The organism is Streptomyces spongiicola (genome assembly GCF_003122365.1).
GTDB lineage: Bacteria > Actinomycetota > Actinomycetes > Streptomycetales > Streptomycetaceae > Streptomyces > Streptomyces spongiicola.
In genome coordinates this window covers 3,049,643-3,069,152 of sequence record NZ_CP029254.1, presented here as the reverse complement: position 1 = coordinate 3,069,152, position 19,510 = coordinate 3,049,643, and the positions used below count along the sequence as shown (strand labels likewise).

Here is a 19,510-nt window from a genome sequence, read left to right as displayed (position 1 = left end):
CCCCGATGATCGAGACCCTGCTTGTCGCCAACCGCGGTGAGATCGCCTGCCGGGTGTTCCGCACCTGCCGGGAACTCGACATCGCGACGGTCGCCGTCCACGCCGACCCGGACGAGGGCGCCCTGCACACCCGGGCGGCCGACGCCGCCGTACGCCTGCCGGGGGCCGCGCCGGCCGACACCTATCTGCGCGGCGACCTGATCGTGAAGGCCGCGCTCGCGTCCGGCGCGGACGCCGTCCACCCCGGCTACGGATTCCTCTCCGAGAACGCCGACTTCGCCCGGGAGGTCGCCGCCGCGGGCCTGACCTGGATCGGGCCGCCCCCGGACGCCATCGAGGCGATGGCGTCCAAGACCCGGGCCAAGGAGCTGATGGGGATCGCCCCGCTCGACGCGGACGCGGTCACCGGCGCCGACCTTCCCCTGCTGGTGAAGGCGGCGGCGGGCGGCGGCGGCCGCGGGATGCGGGTCGTCCGCGAACTGAATGCCCTGAAAGGCGAGTTGGCGGCCGCGCGGGCCGAGGCGCTGAGCGCCTTCGGGGACGGCGAGGTCTTCGTCGAACCGTATGTCGAGGGCGGACGCCATGTGGAGGTGCAGATCCTCGCGGACGCCCACGGCACGGTGTGGGCGCTCGGCACCCGGGACTGCTCGTTGCAGCGCCGCCACCAGAAGGTCGTCGAGGAGGCGCCGGCGCCGGGTCTGGGCCGGGAACTGACGGACCGGCTTGAGGAGATGGCCGTCCGCGCCGCCCGGGCGACCGGCTACCGGGGCGCGGGCACGGTGGAGTTCCTCGTGGTCGGCGACCGGGCCCACTTCCTGGAGATGAACACCCGGCTCCAGGTGGAGCACCCCGTCACCGAGGCGGTGTTCGGCGTCGACCTGGTGGCGCTGCAGATCAGGGTCGCCGAGGGCGCCGCGCTGCCGCCCGCTCCGCCCGCCCGGCGCGGCCACGCCGTCGAGGCCCGGCTGTACGCCGAGGACCCGTCCCGCTCCTGGTCCCCGCAGACGGGCACGCTCCACGCGCTGTCCTTCCCGGCGGGCGGCGGCCGGGACCGGACGCCGGGCGACGGGTCCCCCGGTACTCCCTCCGGCCGGGACCGGACGCCGGGCGACGGGTCCCCCGGTACTCCCTCCGGCCGGGACCGGACACCGGGCGACGGATCCCCCGCTACCACCGCAAACCGGGCGTGGGCGCGGATCGACGCCGGCTACGGCGACGGCGACCGGATCGGGGTGCACTACGACGCGATGATCGCCAAGGTCGTCGTCTGGGCGCCGACCCGGCGGGAGGCCGTACGGCGGCTCGCCGGCGACCTGGCGCGGGCGGTGATCCACGGTCCGGTGACCAACCGGGAGCTGCTCGTACGGTCCCTGCGGCACCCCGAGTTCACCGAGGCGCGGATGGACACCGGCTTCTACGACCGGCATCTGCCCGCGCTGACCGCCGCGGCGGACGGCGAGGAACTCGCCGCGCTCGCCGCGGCCCTGGCGGACGCCGCCGCCCGGGGGGCCGCCGGCCGCACGGCCGGCACCACCGCCCGTCTCGGCGGCTGGCGCAACCTGCCCTCGCAGCCGCAGGTCAAGCGCTACCGGGGCCGGGACACCGAGCACGAGGTCCGCTACCGCGTCACCCGCGACGGCGTACGGGCCGAGGGCTTCCCCGGAGTCCGGGTCCGCCGTGCCGACCCGGACAGCGTGCGGCTCGAATCCGACGGCGTGGAGCGGGAGTTCCGGATCTCCGCGTACGGCGGCGACCGGGTCCACGTCGACACGCCCACCTCGTCCCACACCCTCACCCGGCTGCCCCGCTTTCCCGAGCCCGCCGAACAGCACGAGCCCGGCTCCCTGCTCGCCCCCATGCCCGGCACGGTCGTCCGGGTCGCCGAGGGCATCGCCCCCGGCGCCGCCGTCACCGCCGGCCAGCCGCTCGTCTGGCTGGAGGCGATGAAGATGGAGCACCGCATCACCGCTCCCGCCTCCGGCACCCTCACCGCGCTCCACGCCGCCCCCGGCCGCCAGGTCGAGGTCGGTGCCCTTCTCGCCGTCGTACACACCGCAGCACAGGAGGAGAACGCGTCATGAGCACGATCAAGGGCACGATCATCGAAAGCGAAGAGCACGCCGCGCTGAGGGCCGCGGTCGCCGCCCTCGGGAAGCGCCACGGCCGCGACCACGACCGCGAGGCGCTGTGGGCCGAGGCCGCCAAGCTCGGCTACCTCGGGGTCAACCTCCCGGAGGAGTACGGCGGCGGGGGCGGCGGCCTGACCGAGCTGTCCATCGTGCTGGAGGAACTCGGCGCCGCCGGCTGCCCCCTGCTGATGATGGTGGTCTCGCCGGCGATCTGCGGCACCGTCATCGCCCGCTTCGGCACCGAGGAGCAGCGCCGCGCGTGGCTCCCCGCCCTCGCCGACGGCACCCGCACCATGGCCTTCGGCATCACCGAGCCGGACGCCGGCTCCAACTCCCACCGGATCACCACCACCGCCCGGCGCACGGACGACGGCTGGGTCCTCTCCGGCCGCAAGGTGTTCATCTCCGGCGTCGACATCGCCGACGCGACGCTGATCGTGGGCCGCACCGAGGACGCCCGGACCGGGAAGCTGAAGCCGTGCCTGTTCATCGTCCCGCGGGACGCGCCCGGCTTCGGCCGCTCCCGGATCGACATGGAGCTGTTCGCCCAGGAGAAGCAGTTCGAGCTGGTCCTCGACGACGTGGAACTGCCGCGGGACGCGCTGGTGGGCGAGGAGGACGCCGGTCTCCTCCAGTTGTTCGCCGGCCTCAACCCGGAGCGCGTCATGACGGCCGCGTTCGGCATCGGCATGGGCCGCTACGCGGTGGCCCGGGCCGTGGCGTACGCCAAGGAGCGGCAGGTCTGGAACGCGCCCATCGGCGCCCACCAGGCCATCGCCCACCCGCTCGCCCAGGCGCACATCGAGCTGGAACTCGCCCGGCTGATGATGCAGAAGGCCGCGGCGCTGTACGACGCCGGCGACGACCTGGCCGCGGGCGAGGCCGCCAACATGGCCAAGTACGCGGCCGGCGAGGCGTGCGTCAGGGCCGTCGACCAGGCCGTCCACACGCTCGGCGGCAACGGCCTCACCCGCGAGTACGGCCTCGCGTCCCTGGTCACCGCCGCCCGGGTCGCCAGGATCGCCCCGGTCAGCCGCGAGATGGTGCTGAATTTCGTGTCCCATCAGTCCCTGGGTCTCCCCAAGTCGTACTGACGGGGGGATTCTGGCGACCACGGCCGGGCCACCACCCGGCCACGGCCGGGCCACCACCCGGCCGCCACCCGACCGCGAAGGGGCTGCCATGGTGATGCACAGCGAGTACGCGGACGTCCCGTCCCTCTCCGTCCCCATCCACGAGGCCGTCCTGGGCGGGGCGGCCGGCTACGGCGACACCGTCGCCCTGGTCGACGGGACCGGCGGCACGACGCTCACGTACACCCAGCTCGACGGCTACCACCGCAGGCTCGCCGCGGCGTTCGCCGAAGCGGGCGTCCGCAAGGGAGACGTGCTCGCCCTGCACAGCCCCAACACGGTCGCCTACCCGGTGGTCTTCTACGCCGCCACCCGCGCCGGGGCGATGGTCACCACCGTCCATCCGCTCGCCACGGCGGAGGAGTTCGCCAAGCAGCTGCGCGACTCCTCCGCCCGCTGGATCGTCACCGTCTCCCCGCTGCTCGAAGCGGCCCGGCGGGCCGCCGAACTGGCCGGCGGGATCGAGGAGGTCTTCGTCTGCGACGCGGCCGACGGCCACCGGTCGATCCTCGGCATGCTCGGCTCCACCGCGCCCGAACCCGATGTCGCCGTCGACCCGGCCGAGGACGTCGCGGCCCTGCCGTACTCCTCCGGCACGACCGGCGTGCCCAAGGGGGTCATGCTCACCCACCGGTCCATCGCCACCAACCTGGCGCAGCTGGACCCCGTCCTCCCCATGAAGCCCGGCGACCGCATCCTCGCCGTGCTGCCGTTCTTCCACATCTACGGCCTCACCGCGCTGATGAACGCACCGCTGCGCAGGGGCGCCACCGTCGTCGTGCTGCCGCGCTTCGACCTCGACCAGTTCCTCGCGGCGATCGAGAAGCACCGGATCAACGCCCTGTACGTGGCCCCGCCGATCGTGCTGGCGCTCGCCAAGCACCCGGCGGTCGCCCGCTACGACCTGTCGTCGCTGGAGTACGTCGTCAGCGCCGCCGCCCCGCTCGACGCCGGGCTCGCCCGGGCCTGCTCCGAGCGGCTGGGGCTGCCGCCGGTGCTCCAGGCGTACGGCATGACCGAGCTGTCGCCCGGCACCCATGTCGTGCCGCTGGACGCCGACAACCCGCCGCCCGGCGCCGTGGGCAAGCTGCTGCCGTGCACCGAGATGCGGATCCTGGCGCTCGACGACCCCGGCCGGGACGCCGCGCCCGGCGAGGAGGGCGAGATCGCCATCCGCGGCCCCCAGGTGATGAAGGGCTATCTGAACCGGCCCGACGCCACCGCGGCCATGATCGACGACGAGGGGTGGCTGCACACCGGGGACATCGGCCGAGTCGACGACGACGGCTGGCTGTTCGTCGTCGACCGGGTGAAGGAACTCATCAAGTACAAGGGCTACCAGGTCGCCCCCGCCGAACTGGAGGCCCTGCTGCTCACCCACGAGGGCATCGCGGACGCGGCCGTGATCGGCGTGTACGACGACGACGGGAACGAGATACCCAAGGCGTACGTCGTGCGGCAGGCCGCCGCGCCCGGACTGACCGCGGACGCCGTCCTCGCCCATGTCGCCGGCCGGGTGGCCCCGTACAAGAAGATCCGGCGGGTCGAGTTCGTCGACGGAGTGCCCCGGGCCGCCTCGGGGAAGATCCTCCGCCGTGAACTGCGCGACCGGGAGCCCCGGCACACCCGGCAGAACGGGGAGAAGCCGGAGAACCGGACGGACCCTGCGAAGGAGACCACGTGACATCCACCGGCACCGAGCCCGTCGTCAAGGCGGCCACCGCACGCGGCATCGCGACGCTGACGCTGGACTCGCCGGCGAACCGCAACGCCCTGTCGGCGCGGCTCGTGGGCGAGTTGGCCGACGCCGTGGCCGAGTGCGGGAAGGACCCCGCCGTACGGGCCGTCGTCCTGACCCACACCGGCGGCACCTTCAGCGCCGGAGCCGACCTGAAGGAGCCCCCGAACCCCTACACCTTCGTCGCGCTGCTGCGGCGGATCGTCGAACTGCCCAAACCCGTGGTGGCGCGGGTGACCGGCCGGGTGCGGGCGGGCGGCCTCGGCCTCGTCGGCGCCTGCGACGTCGCCGCGGCGTCCGCCGGGTCGGACTTCGCGTTCACCGAGGTGCGGATCGGGGTGGCGCCCGCCGTGATCTCCCTGCCGCTGCTGCCCCGCCTGGAGCCCCGGGCGGCCGCCCGCTACTACCTGAGCGGCGAGCGTTTCGGCGCCGCGCAGGCGGCCATGATGGGACTGCTCACGGCGGTCGCCGAGGACGTCGACGAGGCCCTCGCGCCGGTCCTCGACGGCTTCCGCAGGGCCTCACCGCAGGCCCTGGACGCGACGAAGCAGCTGCTCACGGCTAGGGTGCGGGAGACCTTCGACCGTGACGCCGAGGACCTCGTCCAGCGCTCGGCGTCGCTCTTCGCCTCCGCGGAGGCGCGCGAGGGGATGACGGCCTTCCTCGAACGACGGGACCCCGCATGGGTGTTGTGACCTCCCCCGCCGGCTCCGCCAAGGAGCCCAAGCAGGACCGCAGCCGGGCGACCCGGCAGCGGCTGCTGGAGGCCGCGGTGGCCTGCCTCGCCGAACGCGGCTGGGCGGGCTCCACCGTCTCGGTGGTCGCCGAGCGGGCCGGGGTCTCGCGGGGCGCGGCACAGCACCACTTCCCCACCAGGGAGGACCTGTTCACGGCGGCCGTGGAGTACGTGGCGGAGGAGCGCTCCTCGGCCCTGCGGTCCCTTCCCGGCCAGAGCCGCCCGGCCGTCGTGGCGGCCCTGGTCGACCTCTACACCGGCCCGCTGTTCCGGGCCGCACTCCATCTGTGGGTCGCGGCCTCCAACGAGGAGCAGCTGCGCGGCCCGGTCACCGAACTGGAGGCCCGGGTCGGCCGGGAGACCCACCGCATCGCGGTGGAACTGCTCGGCGCGGACGAGACGGTGCCGGGCGTGCGCGAGACCGTCCAGGGACTGCTCGACATGGCCCGCGGACTGGGGCTGGCGAACCTGCTGACCGACGACGCGGCCCGGCGGAGGCGGGTCGTGGGGCAGTGGGCGCGGCTGCTGGAGGAGGCGCTGGGGTGAAACGCGTCCGCGTACTCGTGGTGTGCGGACGAGGGGTGCGGGGGGCCCGTGGCCGAGACCACCCGGCTGCCGCCGACCCTCCCCGCCGGCGGCAGGGAGGCGCCGGGGAAGCTGACGGACAACGTGTCTGTGTGCGTGTGGGTGACCGTGCACGGTACGTGACCGTGCGCGTGTAGGTGACCGTGCACGGTCACGTGTGCGTGTGCGTGTGCGTGTCCGCGTACGTGTGCGTGGCCGAGGCGGTGGCGCGCCGGATCGGGCATCAGCCGCGCCGGGAGGAGTCCGAGCGCTACCGGCGGAGCCCGGCGCCTTCACCGGAGGGGAACTCGCCGAGGCGCGTTCCGCCATCGCCCGCGGGGTACGGGCGCGACGGGGCGAAGAGCAAGCCGCGGGCGCACCCGCTGGTCGCCGAGCGCAGCACCCGGACCCGCTGGAGCGGGCGGCGGCCTGAGCGCGGGCGACCGGCCCACCGCCGGGCCCGGAGCGGCTGTGCGCGCCGGGCCCGGCGGGCCGCCCGCGCTACCGCCCCGCGGTGTCCGCGGTGGCGGCGATGTCTTCGTAGCCATCGATCGAGCGCGGGTCCCGCGGACCCGGCCCGATGTAGCGGGCCGACGGGCGCACCAGCCGCCCGGTGCGCTTCTGCTCCAGGATGTGAGCCGACCAGCCCGCCGTACGGGCGCAGGTGAACATCGACGTGAACATGTGCGCCGGGACCTCGGCGAAGTCCAGCATGATCGCCGCCCAGAACTCCACGTTCGTCGCCAGGACCCGGTCAGGACGGCGGTTGTGCAGCTCCTCCAGCGCGGCCTTCTCCAGCGCCTCCGCGATCTCGTAGCGGGGCGCGCCCAGCTCCTTGGCCGTCCGCCGCAGCACCCGCGCACGCGGGTCCTCCGCCCGGTACACGCGGTGACCGAACCCCATCAGCCGCTCGCCGTTGTCCAGGGCCCTCCTGACGTACGACACCGCGTCGCCGGTGCGCTCGATCTCCTCGATCATGCCGAGCACCCGGGACGGGGCACCGCCGTGCAGCGGGCCGGACATGGCGCCGACGGCACCGGAGAGCGCGGCCGCCACGTCGGCGCCCGTCGAGGCGATGACCCGGGCGGTGAACGTGGAGGCGTTCATGCCGTGCTCCGCGGCCGACGTCCAGTAGGCGTCGACGGCCTTCACATGCCTGGGGTCCGGCTCACCGCGCCAGCGGATCATAAAGCGCTCGACGACTGACTCGGCCTTGTCGATCTCCCGCTGCGGGACCATGGGCAGGCCCTGCCCTCGGGCACTCTGTGCCACGTAGGAGAGCGCCATCACGGCGGCCCGGGCCAGGTCGTCCCGTGCCCGCGTCTCGTCGATGTCGAGGAGCGGCTTCAGGCCCCATACGGGGGCGAGCATGGCGAGCGCCGACTGGACGTCCACCCGGATGTCGCCGGAGTGGACGGGGATCGGGAACGGCTCGGCGGGCGGCAGGCCGGGGTTGAACGCCCCGTCCACCAGCAGACCCCACACGTTCCCGAAGGAGACGTGGCCGACGAGGTCCTCGATGTCGACACCGCGGTAGCGGAGCGCCCCGCCTTCCTTGTCGGGTTCGGCGATCTCCGTCTCGAACGCGACGACTCCCTCGAGTCCGGGTACGAAGTCGGACATCAGGCGGCTCCTCAGGGTGTGTGGCGGGACAGGCTTCGGCCCGGGTGGGGCGACCACCACGGTGATGCCCCGCGCGGAGCGTGGTCACCCGCTTCGCGCCGTGGGGAGGCCGCAGCGGCCCAGCGCATGATTTTGGCCGGTCCCACCGATGCGGGGAAGCGTGACATCCGGCACACCGCGCGGATCCCCCCACGAGGATTGGCGGCACTCCGTGCCGGGAAGACTGCGCACCGCCCGGAAGCGGGCGGCGGGCGGCCCGACCGCGCCGCCGCGGACCGCTGCCTGCCGCCGCGCACCTCCCTCGGCCTCCGCGGAGCGCCCCCCGGCCGCCGCCCGGCTTCCGTTCGCGGCGCGGCCCCCGGAGGGCGGGGAGGCCCCGGGGGCCCGTGCGGCAGGATGATCCTGTGACCGACGCCCTCGATCCCGCCGCCATGCGCGAGCACTACCGCTCGACTCCGCTCGACGAGGCGGGACTGCCCGCCGAGCCCATGGAGCAGTTCGTCCACTGGTTCAAGGACGCCGCGGCCGGTCGGCTCCACGAGCCGAACGCCATGATCGTCTCCACGGCCACGCCCGACGGCCGGCCGTCCTCCCGGACCGTGCTGCTGAAGCACTTCGACGACCGCGGCTTCGTCTTCTACACCAACTACACCTCCCGCAAGGGCCGGGAACTCGACGCCAACCCCCGTCTCTCGCTGCTCTTCCCCTGGCACCCGCTGACCCGCCAGGTCGTCGTCACCGGCACGGCGGCCCGGGTCGGCCGGGACGAGACGGCCGCGTACTTCCGCAGCCGGCCGCACGGCTCCCAGCTCGGCGCCTGGGCGAGCCCCCAGTCGTCGGTCCTGGCGTCCCGCGAGGAGCTGCTGCGGCGTTACGAGGAACTCGCCGGCCGCTACCCGGCGGGTGGGCAGGTGCCGGTGCCGGTGCCGCCGGAGTGGGGCGGTTACCGGGTGACGCCCGAGACGGTGGAGTTCTGGCAGGGCCACGAGAACCGGCTGCACGACCGGCTCCGGTATGTGCGGGTCCAAGGGGAGCCCGGCGGCTGGCGGGTGGAGCGGCTGGCCCCGTGAGCCGGGGCCCGGACGCCGGGGCGGTGCCGCGGGGAACGCGGAGACCCTCTGGGAACGCGGAGACCCTCTGAGAACGCGGAAACCCGCGGGCTCGGGTCCCTCCGAGGAGGGAGCCGGCCGGACGTACCGGGGAGCCCGCGGGTCGGTGACTGCTTGGATTTCGGCAGGGGCCCTGCCGAGGTGCACGAAGGTGCGACGACGGGCCCTAGCCCGCAGCCACCTCTCGCGTCCGGAATGCCTTCATGTTCCGAATCACCTCCCTTCTCGAGGGCTCCCACACTAGGAACGCCGTGAGGACGGATCAACCCCTTTTCGGCCGGGCGGCCTTTTCGGCCGGGAGACGATTTCCGGGAAAGCCATGTGCCCTGGGTCACGTTCCAGTTGAATGATCGGGGGTGCCGCTCTGCGGAGGACGGCACCGGCCGAGGACACGTCCTGCAGGGGGTGCCGGGATGAGTGCTTCCAGAAGCGGGGCCGCCAGCGCGCTGGGACCGGACGAGCCGGAGCGGGAGGGCCCCGGTTCGGGTTCCGATCTGCTCGCGGCGCTGCTGGACGGCATGGACGCCGCGCTCTGCGCGTTCGACGCCGACGGTGTGGTCACGCACTGGAACCGTGAGGCCGAGCGGATCCTCGGCTGGTCGCCGGAGGAGGCCGTCGGGCGGCGCGGTTTCGCCGGGTGGGCGGCGCGGGCCGCGGACGCGGGCGAGGTGCAGGGCCGGCTGATGGCCGCCATGACCGCGCCGGGCCGGCGGGTGCACGAGTTCGCGCTGCTGCGCAAGGACGGCGGGCGGGTGCTGGTACGGACGCAGTCCGCCGGGGTACGCGGTCCCGACGGCGTGCCCGCCGGGGTGTACTGCGCCTTCAGCGAGGTGCACGCCCAGATCGACCTGGAGCGTTCGATCGCCCTGAGCGAGGCGCTGCTCGAGGACGCCGCATGGGGCGTCGTGCTGGTGGACGTGGACCTGCGCCCCGCGGTCGTGAACCGGCACGCGGCCCGGATGCTGGGCTCCGCCGGGCGTACGACGGTGCTCGGTCGCCCGCTCGGGGAGCTGGTCGTGCAGGGTGTGGAGGAGGTGGAGGGCGCGCTGCAGCACGTCCTCGCCGACGGTGCGCCGCGCGCGCCCGTGGAGTTCTGGCTGACCGTGCGCACCGAGGAGGGCGAACGGCGCAGGTGCTGGCGCAGCGGATTCCTCAGGCTCGCCTCGCCGCTGGCCGAGGAGCCGGTTCCGCTGGGCGTCGGCTGGTTGTTCCAGGACGTCACGGAGGCCAGGCTCGCGGAACAGGCCGCGGACCGGCTGCGGTTCCGGTTCAGCCAGCTGCACCGTGCCGCCCGGGCGGCGGCCGAGTGCGAGGACCCGATGGAGGCGGTGACCACCCGGCTGGACTTCGCCCTCGCCGGCTTCGCGGACCATGCCCTCCTGGACGTGCTGCCGGAGGGCGGCGAACGGCTGGTGCGGACGGCGGCGACGCCGTCGGGCGCCCCGGGGCCGGTCGCCCGGGTCACGGGCGGGGGAATCCCCCTGCGGTACCCCCATGGGCACCCGGCGCTCCAGGCGGTGGACCGGGCCGGCTCCGTCCGCACCAGCACGGGCGGGGGGCCGGACCGCATGGAGGGCTGGGCCGCGGAGCGCCGGTGGCCGCGCGACGCGGTGCACGCCCTGTGCACGGTGCTCCGCAGCCGCGGCCGCACGCTCGGGGTCGTCACCTTCCTGCGGTCCGCGAACCGCCCCCGCTTCGAGCGCCCGGACGTGGAGTACGCGGAGAGCGTCGCCGCGCATCTGGCCACGGCACTGGACCTGGCGCGGGTGCGGGGCGGATAGCGGCGCCGGCCCGGCGGGGCCGCGGGCCGGCGCCTTCGCGGGCGGGGCCCCCGTCCGGCGGCCGGCGGGGTGCGGCCGGGTCTCAGCGGCGGTAGAAGATCCGGTCCGCGTACTCGGTCATGATCCGGTCGTTCCACTCGTGGCCGCCGTCCACGTTCCCCGACCGCAGCAGCGGCGGCTCGACGCCCCGAGCGGCCAGTTCGCCCACCGCCGCGGCGACGGCTGCCTGCATCAGGGCGCTGGTGACGACCGTGGACGCGGGGGCGAACGGCGCGTCGACGCCCTCCGCGGTCAGCTCGGCGTCGCCGACCGCGATCTTGGAGTCGAGGACGATGTCGCAGTGGTCCCTGAGGTACGTGCCCGAGGTGTGCCGGGACCGCGTTCCGGTCGTGTACGCCGCGGACGTCACCCCGATCACCTTCAGGCCGAGTGCCCGCGCGTTCAGGGCCATTTCGACCGGCAGGGCGTTGCGTCCGGACAGGGAGACGACGATCAGCAGGTCGCCGGAGCGGGCGGGGCCGGCGTCGAGCACCGCACCGGCGAGGCCGTCGACGCGCTCCAACGCGGAGCCGAGGGTCGCGGGCATCACGTCGACGCCGACGGCGCCGGGGACGGCGAGCAGGTTCATCACGGCCAGGCCGCCCGCCCGGTAGACCACGTCCTGCGCGGCGAGCGAGGAGTGGCCCGCGCCGAAGGCGAACAGCCGGCCGCCCTCGGCGACGGTGTCCGCGATGGCCGCGCCGGCCGCGGCGATGTTCGCCGCCTCCTCGTCGCGCACTCGCTCCAGCAGGCCGATCGCCGCGTCGAGGAACCGGCCCGCCGACTCGTTCCCGCCCATCGCCGTCGCCCCTTCCCGTCGTGTCGCGGATCACGTTGCGGTCTGGACCATTGCCCTGTCAATAGGGGTTCCACGCAGACTCGGCCCGGTTGTCGGCGGCATACGTCAGAATTGAGTCAGGGCCACCGCACGACTTCTTCGAGGGGCGCATATGTCCGGACTGATCGACACCACGGAGATGTATCTCCGCACCATCCTCGAGCTGGAGGAAGAGGGCGTGGTCCCGATGCGTGCCCGCATCGCGGAGCGGCTCGACCAGAGCGGGCCCACGGTCAGCCAGACCGTCGCGCGGATGGAGCGCGACGGTCTCGTGACGGTCGCGGGCGACCGTCATCTGGAGCTGACCGAGGAGGGCCGCCGTCTCGCCACCCGGGTGATGCGCAAGCACCGGCTGGCCGAGTGCCTGCTGGTCGACGTGATCGGCCTGGAGTGGGAGCAGGTGCACGCCGAGGCGTGCCGATGGGAGCACGTGATGAGCGAGGCGGTGGAGCGGCGCGTGCTCGAACTGCTGCGGCACCCCACCGAGTCGCCGTACGGCAACCCGATCCCCGGCCTGGAGGAGCTGGGCGAGAAGGCGGAGGCCGAGGCGTTCCTCGACGACGGCATGGTCAGCCTGGCCGATCTCGACGCCGGCGCGGAGGGCAAGACGGTGGTCGTCCGCCGGATCGGGGAGCCGATCCAGACGGACGCCCAGCTGATGTACACCCTGCGGCGTGCCGGTGTGCAGCCCGGCTCGGTGGTGAGCGTGACCGGGTCGGCCGGCGGTGTGCTGGTCGGCAGCGGGGGCGAGGCCGCGGAGCTGGAGGCGGACGTCGCCTCCCATGTGTTCGTCGCGAAGCGCTGAGTGGTCGCTCAGGTCGTCCGCGGCGTACGGGAGCGCTTGTGTCCGGCGCCGGCGCCGGTGGCGGTGGCGGGGCCGGCTGTCCGGGGGCGGCGGGCCGGGCTCACGGGCCGAAGGCGGCAGCTGGTGCGGGGAGGCAGGGCGGGTATCGCGGGTATCCCCGCGCCCCTGGGTCTTCTCGTGGCGGGCGGTGTGCGCCGACCGCGGCACGCCCCGTGTGAGTGCACGGTGTGGGGGCACGGTGTGGGGGTCCCGATCCGGTGGGCGGGTTCCTTGCGCCATGGAGGGCGCGGTCATGGGCGCATCGGTCGCGGTCGTGGTCCGGACCGAGCCGCGGCTGACCTCCTGCGGCGCCGCTCACCCGATGGCCGGAAGCGCCCGGTGGCCGGAAGTGCCCGATGGCAGTGGGCGGGGCCGCCCCGTCGACCGAAGGCACCGGTGGCGTCGGTCCGGTACCGGGCCTGACGTTCGGTGATGGGCGGGGCGGCGTCGGCCCGGCGTGCGTGTGCGACGGACCGGCCCGCGTCGCCGTTTCGCACCGTCCGCGGCACGGGCGCGCTCCACCGTGCTCCGTGCGACTCCTCCGTCCGCCGTGACGCCCCTTCCGGAACGCGCCTTCCGGCCGGAACGGCAGCGCCCGGACGGTTCGGCGTGCCACGCTGTGGCTGAGGCATATGACCGGGCCGGCCCGGGGTGGGGCCGGGCTGCCGCAGGGGAGGGAGCGGACCATGCGCCTGCCGAACGCGAAGGGCCCCGGCGCCATTGGGCGCCGGGGCCTGTCCTCCCCCTTGTCGACCCGGAGCCCCGAGCTCCCAGGGTCGTTCCCCTCGGACCGTTTTCCCCGAGCGGCCCGCCTCCCGCTGAAGATCTCCCCTCGGCGAAGGCGGTCAATCCTTGAGGGTGGTCACTCGAACGAGGGGTGTTGCCCACCGAGAGCCGGTTTTCGAATAAAAGTTCGATAGTCTGTGCGGAGTTCGATCGCTTCGGAGAGCCCGGAGAACCATGAGGGCCAGAAGGGGGCGCCAGGATCATGGTGCGGCGCATCGACGTGACCGGAACGGCCAGGGTACGGCTCGCTGCCTGGGAGTTCGCCGATCCGCCCAAGGGGCACGGTGAGACGGACCGTGCTCCGGGCGTCCTACTCCTCCATGGCCTGATGGGGCGGGCCTCGCACTGGGCCGTCACCGCCCGTTGGCTGGCCGAGCGGCACCGGGCGGTCGCCCTCGACCAGCGTGGGCACGGTCGAAGCGAGCGTCCCGCCGACGGCGCGTTCACCCGTGAGTCGTATGTCGCCGACGCGGCGGCGGCGGTGGAGCAGCTCGGGCTTGCCCCGGCTGTCCTCATCGGCCATTCCATGGGGGCGCTGACCGCCTGGCAGCTCGCCGCCGAGCGCCCCGAACTCGTCCGGGCCGTGGTCATCAGTGACATGCGCGCCTCTGCGCTCGGTGCGGCCTCCCAGCGCGAGTGGGAGGACTGGTTCCGCTCGTGGCCGGTGCCCTTCGCGACCCTCGCCGACGTGCGCAGGTGGTTCGGCGAGGACGACCCCCGGCTGGAGCGCCCCAGCCCCGCGCGGGGAGAGTTCTTCGCCGAGGTGATGGCCGAACGGGCGGACGGCTGGCGGCCCGTCTTCTCCCGCCGCCAGATGCTGAGGTCCCGGGCGACCTGGGTGCACGACGCGCACTGGGACTCGCTGGCCCAGGTCGGGTGCCCGGCGCTCGTGGTCCGCGGACTCGACGGCGAACTGGGCCGGGCGGAGGCGCAGGAGATGGTCCGCGTCCTGCCCCGCGGGCGGTACGCGGAAGTGGCCGACGCCGGGCATCTCGTCCACCACGACCAGCCCGACGCCTGGCGTGCGGCCGTCGAGCCGTTCCTGGAGGGCGTACTGACGGATTGAAGTGCCCCGGTGCCCCCGGGACGTGTCGTGGAGGCCCCTCCTGGACCGTGGCGCCTGGCCGGCACTCCCCGTCGCCGTCTGGTCGGGCCCCTGTCCCCGGCCCCGTCACTCGGCCCCTGTCCCCGGCCTCGCGACTCGGTGCCGCGTTTCGGTGCCGCGTTTCGGTCCCCGCGGTTGTGCCGGGCCGGACGGCCGGGGAGGGGGCCGTCCGGCCCGAGGGCTTCCGGGGCGATGCGGTGCGACGTGGCGTGGTGCGGTGTGGTGCGGTGTGAAGAGAGTGCGGCGGACCGGGGCCGCCGTCGTGTCGCCCCGGTCCGCCGCTGCCGGGTGCTCAGAAGGCGAAGACCGCGGACCCGTTCATGCTCTCCCTCATCTCGCAGGAGTTGCCGTACGTGGCCGACCAGTCGACGCGCTTGCCCTCCCAGACCCCGGCTGCGGTGATGGTGACCGGGTCCCACTGCCGGGTGCAGGGGCGGTCGGAGGTGCCGGACAGCAGGGCGAACTCGCCGTTCACGGTGCCGAGTTCCCGGCAGGCGGCTTGGGAGGACGGGTGGGTGCCGCCGGGTGCCGGGGCGCAGTTCAGGGTCACCGCACGCTCGACGGTCGCCGTGGCGGCGGCCTCGCCCCTGCCGACCGTCAGCACCAGGGCGGACGGTGCGTAGAGCCCCGTGTCACCGGCGGCATCGGCGTGCGCGGTGCCGGCGGCCAGGCCGCTGAGCACGAGCGCCGCGGCGGAGGCCGTCGCGCCGAGTGTGTGGACGATGTAACGCATGAGTGAACCCCTTTGACGGTGTGTGCGGTTGCGTTCGGGAGTCTTGCGGATGCGCACAGTGATCGCACATTCATCACCCGTTTCCGGCCGCATACGTTCAAGGTATGCCTACCGAATGGCCGTTCGGGCAGCTCGGCGGGGGGTGTGCGGGATGCGCGACCGGCTGTCCGCTATATGGACATCGATGGGTGGTCCAACTCGGAACGAGCGCCTGGCCTGGGATTTCGCAAAAACGGTTCTGCGCTGAAGTGCCGCCTCGAAGCGCCCTTCGGCCGGAATCCGGCGCCCTGGGGGAGCCTCTCTCGCGGCGCCCGCGCCGTTCCTCCGTACGCCTTCGTATACAGCGAAGGGCCGGCGTTCGGAGCGGTTCGGCTCCGTCACCGGCCCGTTGCCGCGAGGTCGCGCTTCCTGCACATGACCTCCACAAGTGGAGGTTGCCCGTCGGGCTGTCTGTCCTTTCCGCACAGCTTCCGCGGGCCGGCGGCCGCGAGACGGAGGTCCAACCGTTCCGAGCCCCCAGCCCCCAGCCCCGAGCCCCGAGCCCCGAGTCGCGGTTCCGTGGTGCGGCTTCCGGGCCAACTCGGCGACGGGGCCGGGCGTCCGCGCCGGACCGGTTCCGTATCGCAGGCGAAGCGCCGCGAGGCCCGGCGTACGGTACGGATCAGGCCGCGGTCAACCCTTGCTGACGGGCGACGCGGTCAACCCTTGCTGACGGCCGCCAGGATCTCCGGCAGCCGTGCCGCCGTCTGCGGGGCCGCCAGCCGCAGCCCGCCCCAGACCAGCAGCGCACCGTATCCGGCACCCAGCGGCAGCAGCACCCATATCGCGGACTCGGCGTTGGCCGCGTTCAGCCAGATCGTCAGCGCGATCAGCGGGGAGCACAGCAGCGCCGAGGCGATCATCCCGCCGAAGATGGAGATCCACGCGAGACCGCCCTGGCCCGGAGCCACGTTCTTGTACGCGCTGTCCTGCGGAATCGAGTACGGGAAGCGCGCCGACGCCACCGCACCGGTCGCCATCATCGCGCCGAGCAGCCCCAACGCGATCCCCAGCGCCTCCGGCAGCGCCCGCCAGTCGCCCAGCACCGCGGCCGTGGCGACCGTCACCAGTACCGTGTACGGCAGCGTGATCAGCAGCAACGCCATCGCCCGGGCGCGCAGTTCGGCGTACGCGTCGCGGGGTGAGGCGATCGTCTGCGCGACCATCCAGAACGCGGACGTGTCCTGGCCGAACTGGTTGTACATCTGGATGCCGAGCATCCCCGACGCGAAGCAGGCGAGGTAGATCGAGCCGATGCCCTGCAGGGCGTTGAACAGCGGCACGATCATCCCGACCACGAGCGCCGACACCCATGCCATCTTGGTCTTCGGATCACGCCAGACGTAGCGGAGGCTGCGCTGCATGACCGTGCCGGTGCGCCCGCCCGGCAGCAGCCGGTGCAGGCCCGTCGACCTGTCGCGGCGGGTCGGCTCCGCGGCCGCCGCGAGTGTCGATCCGTCCGGCGCGGTCATCAGCCGGGTCAGGCTGCGCTGCCATCCGTAGAGCAGCCCGGCCAGGGCGGCGGCGGACAGGGCGAGCTGGACGGCGGCCGCCCCGTACGCCCCGGTGCTCGCCGAGTCGACGGCGCCGAGCGCCGACGCCGGCGGGATCCAGCGCACCACGGCCGCGGCCGGGTCCAGCGCCGCCAGACCGCCGGTCTGACCGAGGCGCTGCACCCCGAAGCTCACGAACTGCACCCCGACCGCGATCACCAGACCGCTCAGCACGGCCAGATCGCGACCCTTGCGGCTGGTCAGCAAGCGGATGTTGGCGGCGGCGACGGCCCGCGCCAGAGCGACGCACACCAGCAGCGCCAACGGCACCGCCGCCACCGCTGCCGCCGCACCGGCGGCCCCGTGCGCCAGTGCCAGCGCGGCGCCGGTCACCAGGCAGAGAGTGAACAGCGGGCCGATGCCCAGCAGCGACGCCACCAGCAGCGCCGACACCATCGGGCCCGGCCGGAGCGGCAGCATCACCAGCCGGGTCGGGTCCAGCGTCTCGTCACCGCTCGGGAAGAACAGGGGGAGGAACGCCCAGCCCAGCGCGACCACCGCGATCAGCAGTACCGCCAGGGAGTCCGCGGACGCCGTGCCGCGCAGCAGGACGAGGCCGACGAGCTGGCCGGCGGCGACCAGCAGCGCCAGCACCGCGGAGGTGACGAACGCGGCCGTGCGGCCCGAGGATTGACGCAGCCCGTTCGCCAGCAGCGACAGCTTGAGACGTACGAAGACGTACGTGAGCGAGGGCGCCGGGGAGGGCGCCGGAGAGGGGGCCGGGGAAGGGGCCGGGGAAGGGGCGGGGGAAGGCGCCGGGAAGGGGGCCGCGGCCGTCACCGCGCACCGCCGCCGAGCCAGTCCAGCGCCTCGCCGGTGTCGCGTCCGTGCGCGCCGACGAGTTCAAGGAAGGCGTCCTGCAGCGATCCCGCCGCGCCGCGTACCTCGGAGAGCGGCCCGTGCGCCCTGATCCGGCCCGCGGCCAGCACGGCGACCCAGTCGCACAGCGACTCCACCAGCTCCATCACATGGCTGGAGAACACGACCGTCGCTCCGGACCTGGTGTACCGCTCCAGGACCCCGCGGATGGTCTGCGCGGACACCGGGTCGACACCCTCGAACGGCTCGTCCAGGAAGAGCACCTGCGGATTGTGCAGCAGCGCCGCCGCCAGACCGATCTTCTTGCGCATCCCGGTGGAGTAGTCGACGACCAGTTTGTGCCGTGCGCCCGCGAGATCGAGCACCTCCAGCAACTGGGCGGCCCGCTTGTCGACCTCCTCGCCCGGGAGCCCGCGCAGCCGGCCGGTGTAGGAGAGGAGTTCACCGCCCGAAAGCCGCTCGAAGAGCCGCAGGCCCTCGGGCAGAACGCCGATCCTGGCCTTCACCTCGACCGGGTCCCTCCAGACGTCGTGGCCGGCGACCTCGATGCGGCCCTGGTCGGGGCGGAGCAGTCCGGTGATCATCGACAGGGTCGTGGTCTTGCCCGCCCCGTTGGGCCCTACCAGGCCGATGAACCTGCCGGTGGGCAGGGTGAGATCGACGCCGGCAACCGCGACCTGCTCGCCGAACCGCTTCCAGAGCCCTTCGACGCGGACGGCGGGAGGCGCCGTCTCCGGCGCCCCGTCGACCGCTTCCGCCGTCCGGGCCGAGGCCGCGCCTGCCGTCCGGACCGTCCGGTCCGAGGCCGCGTCCACCGTCCGGTCCGGTACTTGCCCTGGTACCTGCTCCGATGCCATGTCCGATGTCTGGTCCGGCATGTCGTGCCGCCTTCCGTTGTCCCCGTGGTAGGGGAACAACCCTACGATCGGCGGCTCCGCCCGACGGCGGCTTCCCTTCCGCACGCGTAGGCCAGCGCGCTGAGCAGCTCCTCGGCGTCCGGCAGCCACCGGTTCACGGACGTCGGCTTGCGCACCCACTGCACCGCGCCCCGGCCACCGACGCGGGTCGGCGGCGCCGCCACGTACTGCCCGTCCCCCCGTGCCACCAGGTCCAGCGAGCCGGGCGTCCGGCCGAGTCCGCGCACCAGTTCCGGGAGCTTCGCGGCCGCGCCCGGCAGGACGAGGAACAACATGCGCCGATCCGGGCCGCACATCACCGGCCCGAGGGCCGTGCCCATCCGCTCGATCCGCGCGAGCGCGAGGAAACCGGCCGACTCCGGGACCTCGAGGGCGTCGAAGGTCCTTCCGGTGGGCAGCAGGACCGACGCCTTCGGCCGGCTGCCCCACAGCCGGCGTGCGGCCGTGGAGCTGCCGGTCGCCTGGCTCGACCAGTCCGGCCGGACGGCGTGCGCCCCCGGCGCATCGCACTCGGAGGCGCCGCAGGAACACCGTTCGCCGCCCTCGACGGCCTCCAGCCAGGTACCGGGGAACACCTCCCAGTGGCGCTCCTCCACGTACCGGACCGCGCTGTCCAGTAGTTGTGTGCCGCGCTGTGCGGGGATCTGTGCCGCTTCGGTGAGGCCGATCGACCCTTCGATGGTGTCTTCCACGATAAACACAACTCCCCCCACCAGGCCGGGTTACGGGCGCGCGGCACCGGGCGGCGGAGCATCGAACCCCCATGTGGGGCGCACGGGTGCACGGGCGGGGGCGCGCATGCGGGCCGGGCCCGGCGGGCGGGTAGCCAGTTGCGGGTGAGCGGCATTCACCCGCAATCGTCGGAACTCGGCTGAACCCATCCGAACTCGTCCAGACCCATCCGAACTCATCGTGGAATCAGCTCAACTCGTCCAGACTCATCCGAACTCATCCAGACTCATTCGAAATCATCCGAGCTCATTGGCATTCTCCGGACGATGCCGGGAAGTGATCGGTGGCAGAC

The 19,510-nt window shown here is 73.7% G+C and carries 15 protein-coding genes; 9 read left to right on the top strand and 6 right to left on the bottom strand.

The annotated features are described in order from the left end of the window. Positions 1-5: 5 nt before the first annotated feature. The 5 genes from DDQ41_RS13380 (at position 6) to DDQ41_RS13360 (ending at position 6,282) form a co-directional block, all read left to right on the top strand. The gene (locus DDQ41_RS13380; RefSeq protein WP_109294710.1) at positions 6-2,081 is read left to right on the top strand and encodes an acetyl/propionyl/methylcrotonyl-CoA carboxylase subunit alpha; all 2,076 of its coding nucleotides are present in this window, start codon (positions 6-8) and stop codon (positions 2,079-2,081) included. Then, positions 2,078-3,223: an acyl-CoA dehydrogenase family protein gene (locus DDQ41_RS13375; protein WP_109294709.1), complete on the top strand. Its 1,146-nt coding sequence runs from the start codon at positions 2,078-2,080 to the stop codon at positions 3,221-3,223. Before DDQ41_RS13380 ends, DDQ41_RS13375 begins: the two co-directional genes overlap by 4 nt. 88 nt (positions 3,224-3,311) lie before the next feature. Next, positions 3,312-4,946: a 4-coumarate--CoA ligase family protein gene (locus DDQ41_RS13370; protein ID WP_109294708.1), complete on the top strand. Its 1,635-nt coding sequence runs from the start codon at positions 3,312-3,314 to the stop codon at positions 4,944-4,946. Beyond that, positions 4,943-5,695: an enoyl-CoA hydratase family protein gene (locus DDQ41_RS13365; RefSeq protein WP_109294707.1), complete on the top strand. Its 753-nt coding sequence runs from the start codon at positions 4,943-4,945 to the stop codon at positions 5,693-5,695. Before DDQ41_RS13370 ends, DDQ41_RS13365 begins: the two co-directional genes overlap by 4 nt. Beyond that, complete coding sequence (locus tag DDQ41_RS13360; RefSeq protein ID WP_167450252.1) at positions 5,683-6,282, top strand: TetR/AcrR family transcriptional regulator; 600 nt, start codon at positions 5,683-5,685, stop codon at positions 6,280-6,282. The genes DDQ41_RS13365 and DDQ41_RS13360 overlap by 13 nt, the downstream gene beginning before the upstream one ends. A gap of 519 nt (positions 6,283-6,801) precedes the next feature. Here the strand turns inward: DDQ41_RS13360 and DDQ41_RS13350 are convergent. After that, positions 6,802-7,923, bottom strand: coding sequence for a citrate synthase 2 (locus DDQ41_RS13350; RefSeq protein WP_172607827.1), 1,122 nt, complete (start codon positions 7,921-7,923; stop codon positions 6,802-6,804). Positions 7,924-8,327: 404 nt separating this feature from the next. Between DDQ41_RS13350 and pdxH the strand changes: the two genes are divergently transcribed. Both pdxH and DDQ41_RS13340 read left to right on the top strand, forming a co-directional pair. Beyond that, positions 8,328-8,993: a pyridoxamine 5'-phosphate oxidase gene (gene pdxH, locus DDQ41_RS13345; RefSeq protein WP_109294704.1), complete on the top strand. Its 666-nt coding sequence runs from the start codon at positions 8,328-8,330 to the stop codon at positions 8,991-8,993. A gap of 452 nt (positions 8,994-9,445) precedes the next feature. Then, a complete protein-coding gene (locus DDQ41_RS13340; protein WP_109294703.1) occupies positions 9,446-10,813 on the top strand; it encodes a PAS domain-containing protein in 1,368 nt (455 codons plus the stop codon). Positions 10,814-10,895: 82 nt separating this feature from the next. On the opposite strand, the gene DDQ41_RS13335 is transcribed toward DDQ41_RS13340, so the two are convergent. Beyond that, positions 10,896-11,651, bottom strand: a complete 756-nt coding sequence (locus DDQ41_RS13335; RefSeq protein ID WP_109294702.1) for an SIS domain-containing protein — start codon at positions 11,649-11,651, stop codon at positions 10,896-10,898. 151 nt (positions 11,652-11,802) lie between these two features. Between DDQ41_RS13335 and DDQ41_RS13330 the strand changes: the two genes are divergently transcribed. Together DDQ41_RS13330 and DDQ41_RS13325 are read left to right on the top strand one after the other, a co-directional pair. Beyond that, positions 11,803-12,495: a metal-dependent transcriptional regulator gene (locus tag DDQ41_RS13330; protein ID WP_109294701.1), complete on the top strand. Its 693-nt coding sequence runs from the start codon at positions 11,803-11,805 to the stop codon at positions 12,493-12,495. A gap of 1,027 nt (positions 12,496-13,522) precedes the next feature. Beyond that, complete coding sequence (locus DDQ41_RS13325; RefSeq protein WP_109294700.1) at positions 13,523-14,386, top strand: alpha/beta fold hydrolase; 864 nt, start codon at positions 13,523-13,525, stop codon at positions 14,384-14,386. Between the two features lie 331 nt (positions 14,387-14,717). On the opposite strand, the gene DDQ41_RS13320 is transcribed toward DDQ41_RS13325, so the two are convergent. From DDQ41_RS13320 to DDQ41_RS13305, 4 genes are all read right to left on the bottom strand, one after another. Beyond that, positions 14,718-15,158 (bottom strand): subtilase-type protease inhibitor, encoded by a 441-nt coding sequence (locus DDQ41_RS13320; protein ID WP_109294699.1) that lies wholly within the window; start codon positions 15,156-15,158, stop codon positions 14,718-14,720. Between the two features lie 698 nt (positions 15,159-15,856). Continuing rightward, positions 15,857-17,530 (bottom strand): transporter, encoded by a 1,674-nt coding sequence (locus DDQ41_RS13315; RefSeq protein ID WP_394342138.1) that lies wholly within the window; start codon positions 17,528-17,530, stop codon positions 15,857-15,859. Then, positions 17,527-18,426: an ABC transporter ATP-binding protein gene (locus DDQ41_RS13310; protein ID WP_394342182.1), complete on the bottom strand. Its 900-nt coding sequence runs from the start codon at positions 18,424-18,426 to the stop codon at positions 17,527-17,529. Before DDQ41_RS13310 ends, DDQ41_RS13315 begins: the two co-directional genes overlap by 4 nt. Positions 18,427-18,488: 62 nt before the next feature. After that, a complete protein-coding gene (locus tag DDQ41_RS13305; protein WP_109294697.1) occupies positions 18,489-19,178 on the bottom strand; it encodes a bifunctional DNA primase/polymerase in 690 nt (229 codons plus the stop codon). Positions 19,179-19,510 lie beyond the last annotated feature (332 nt).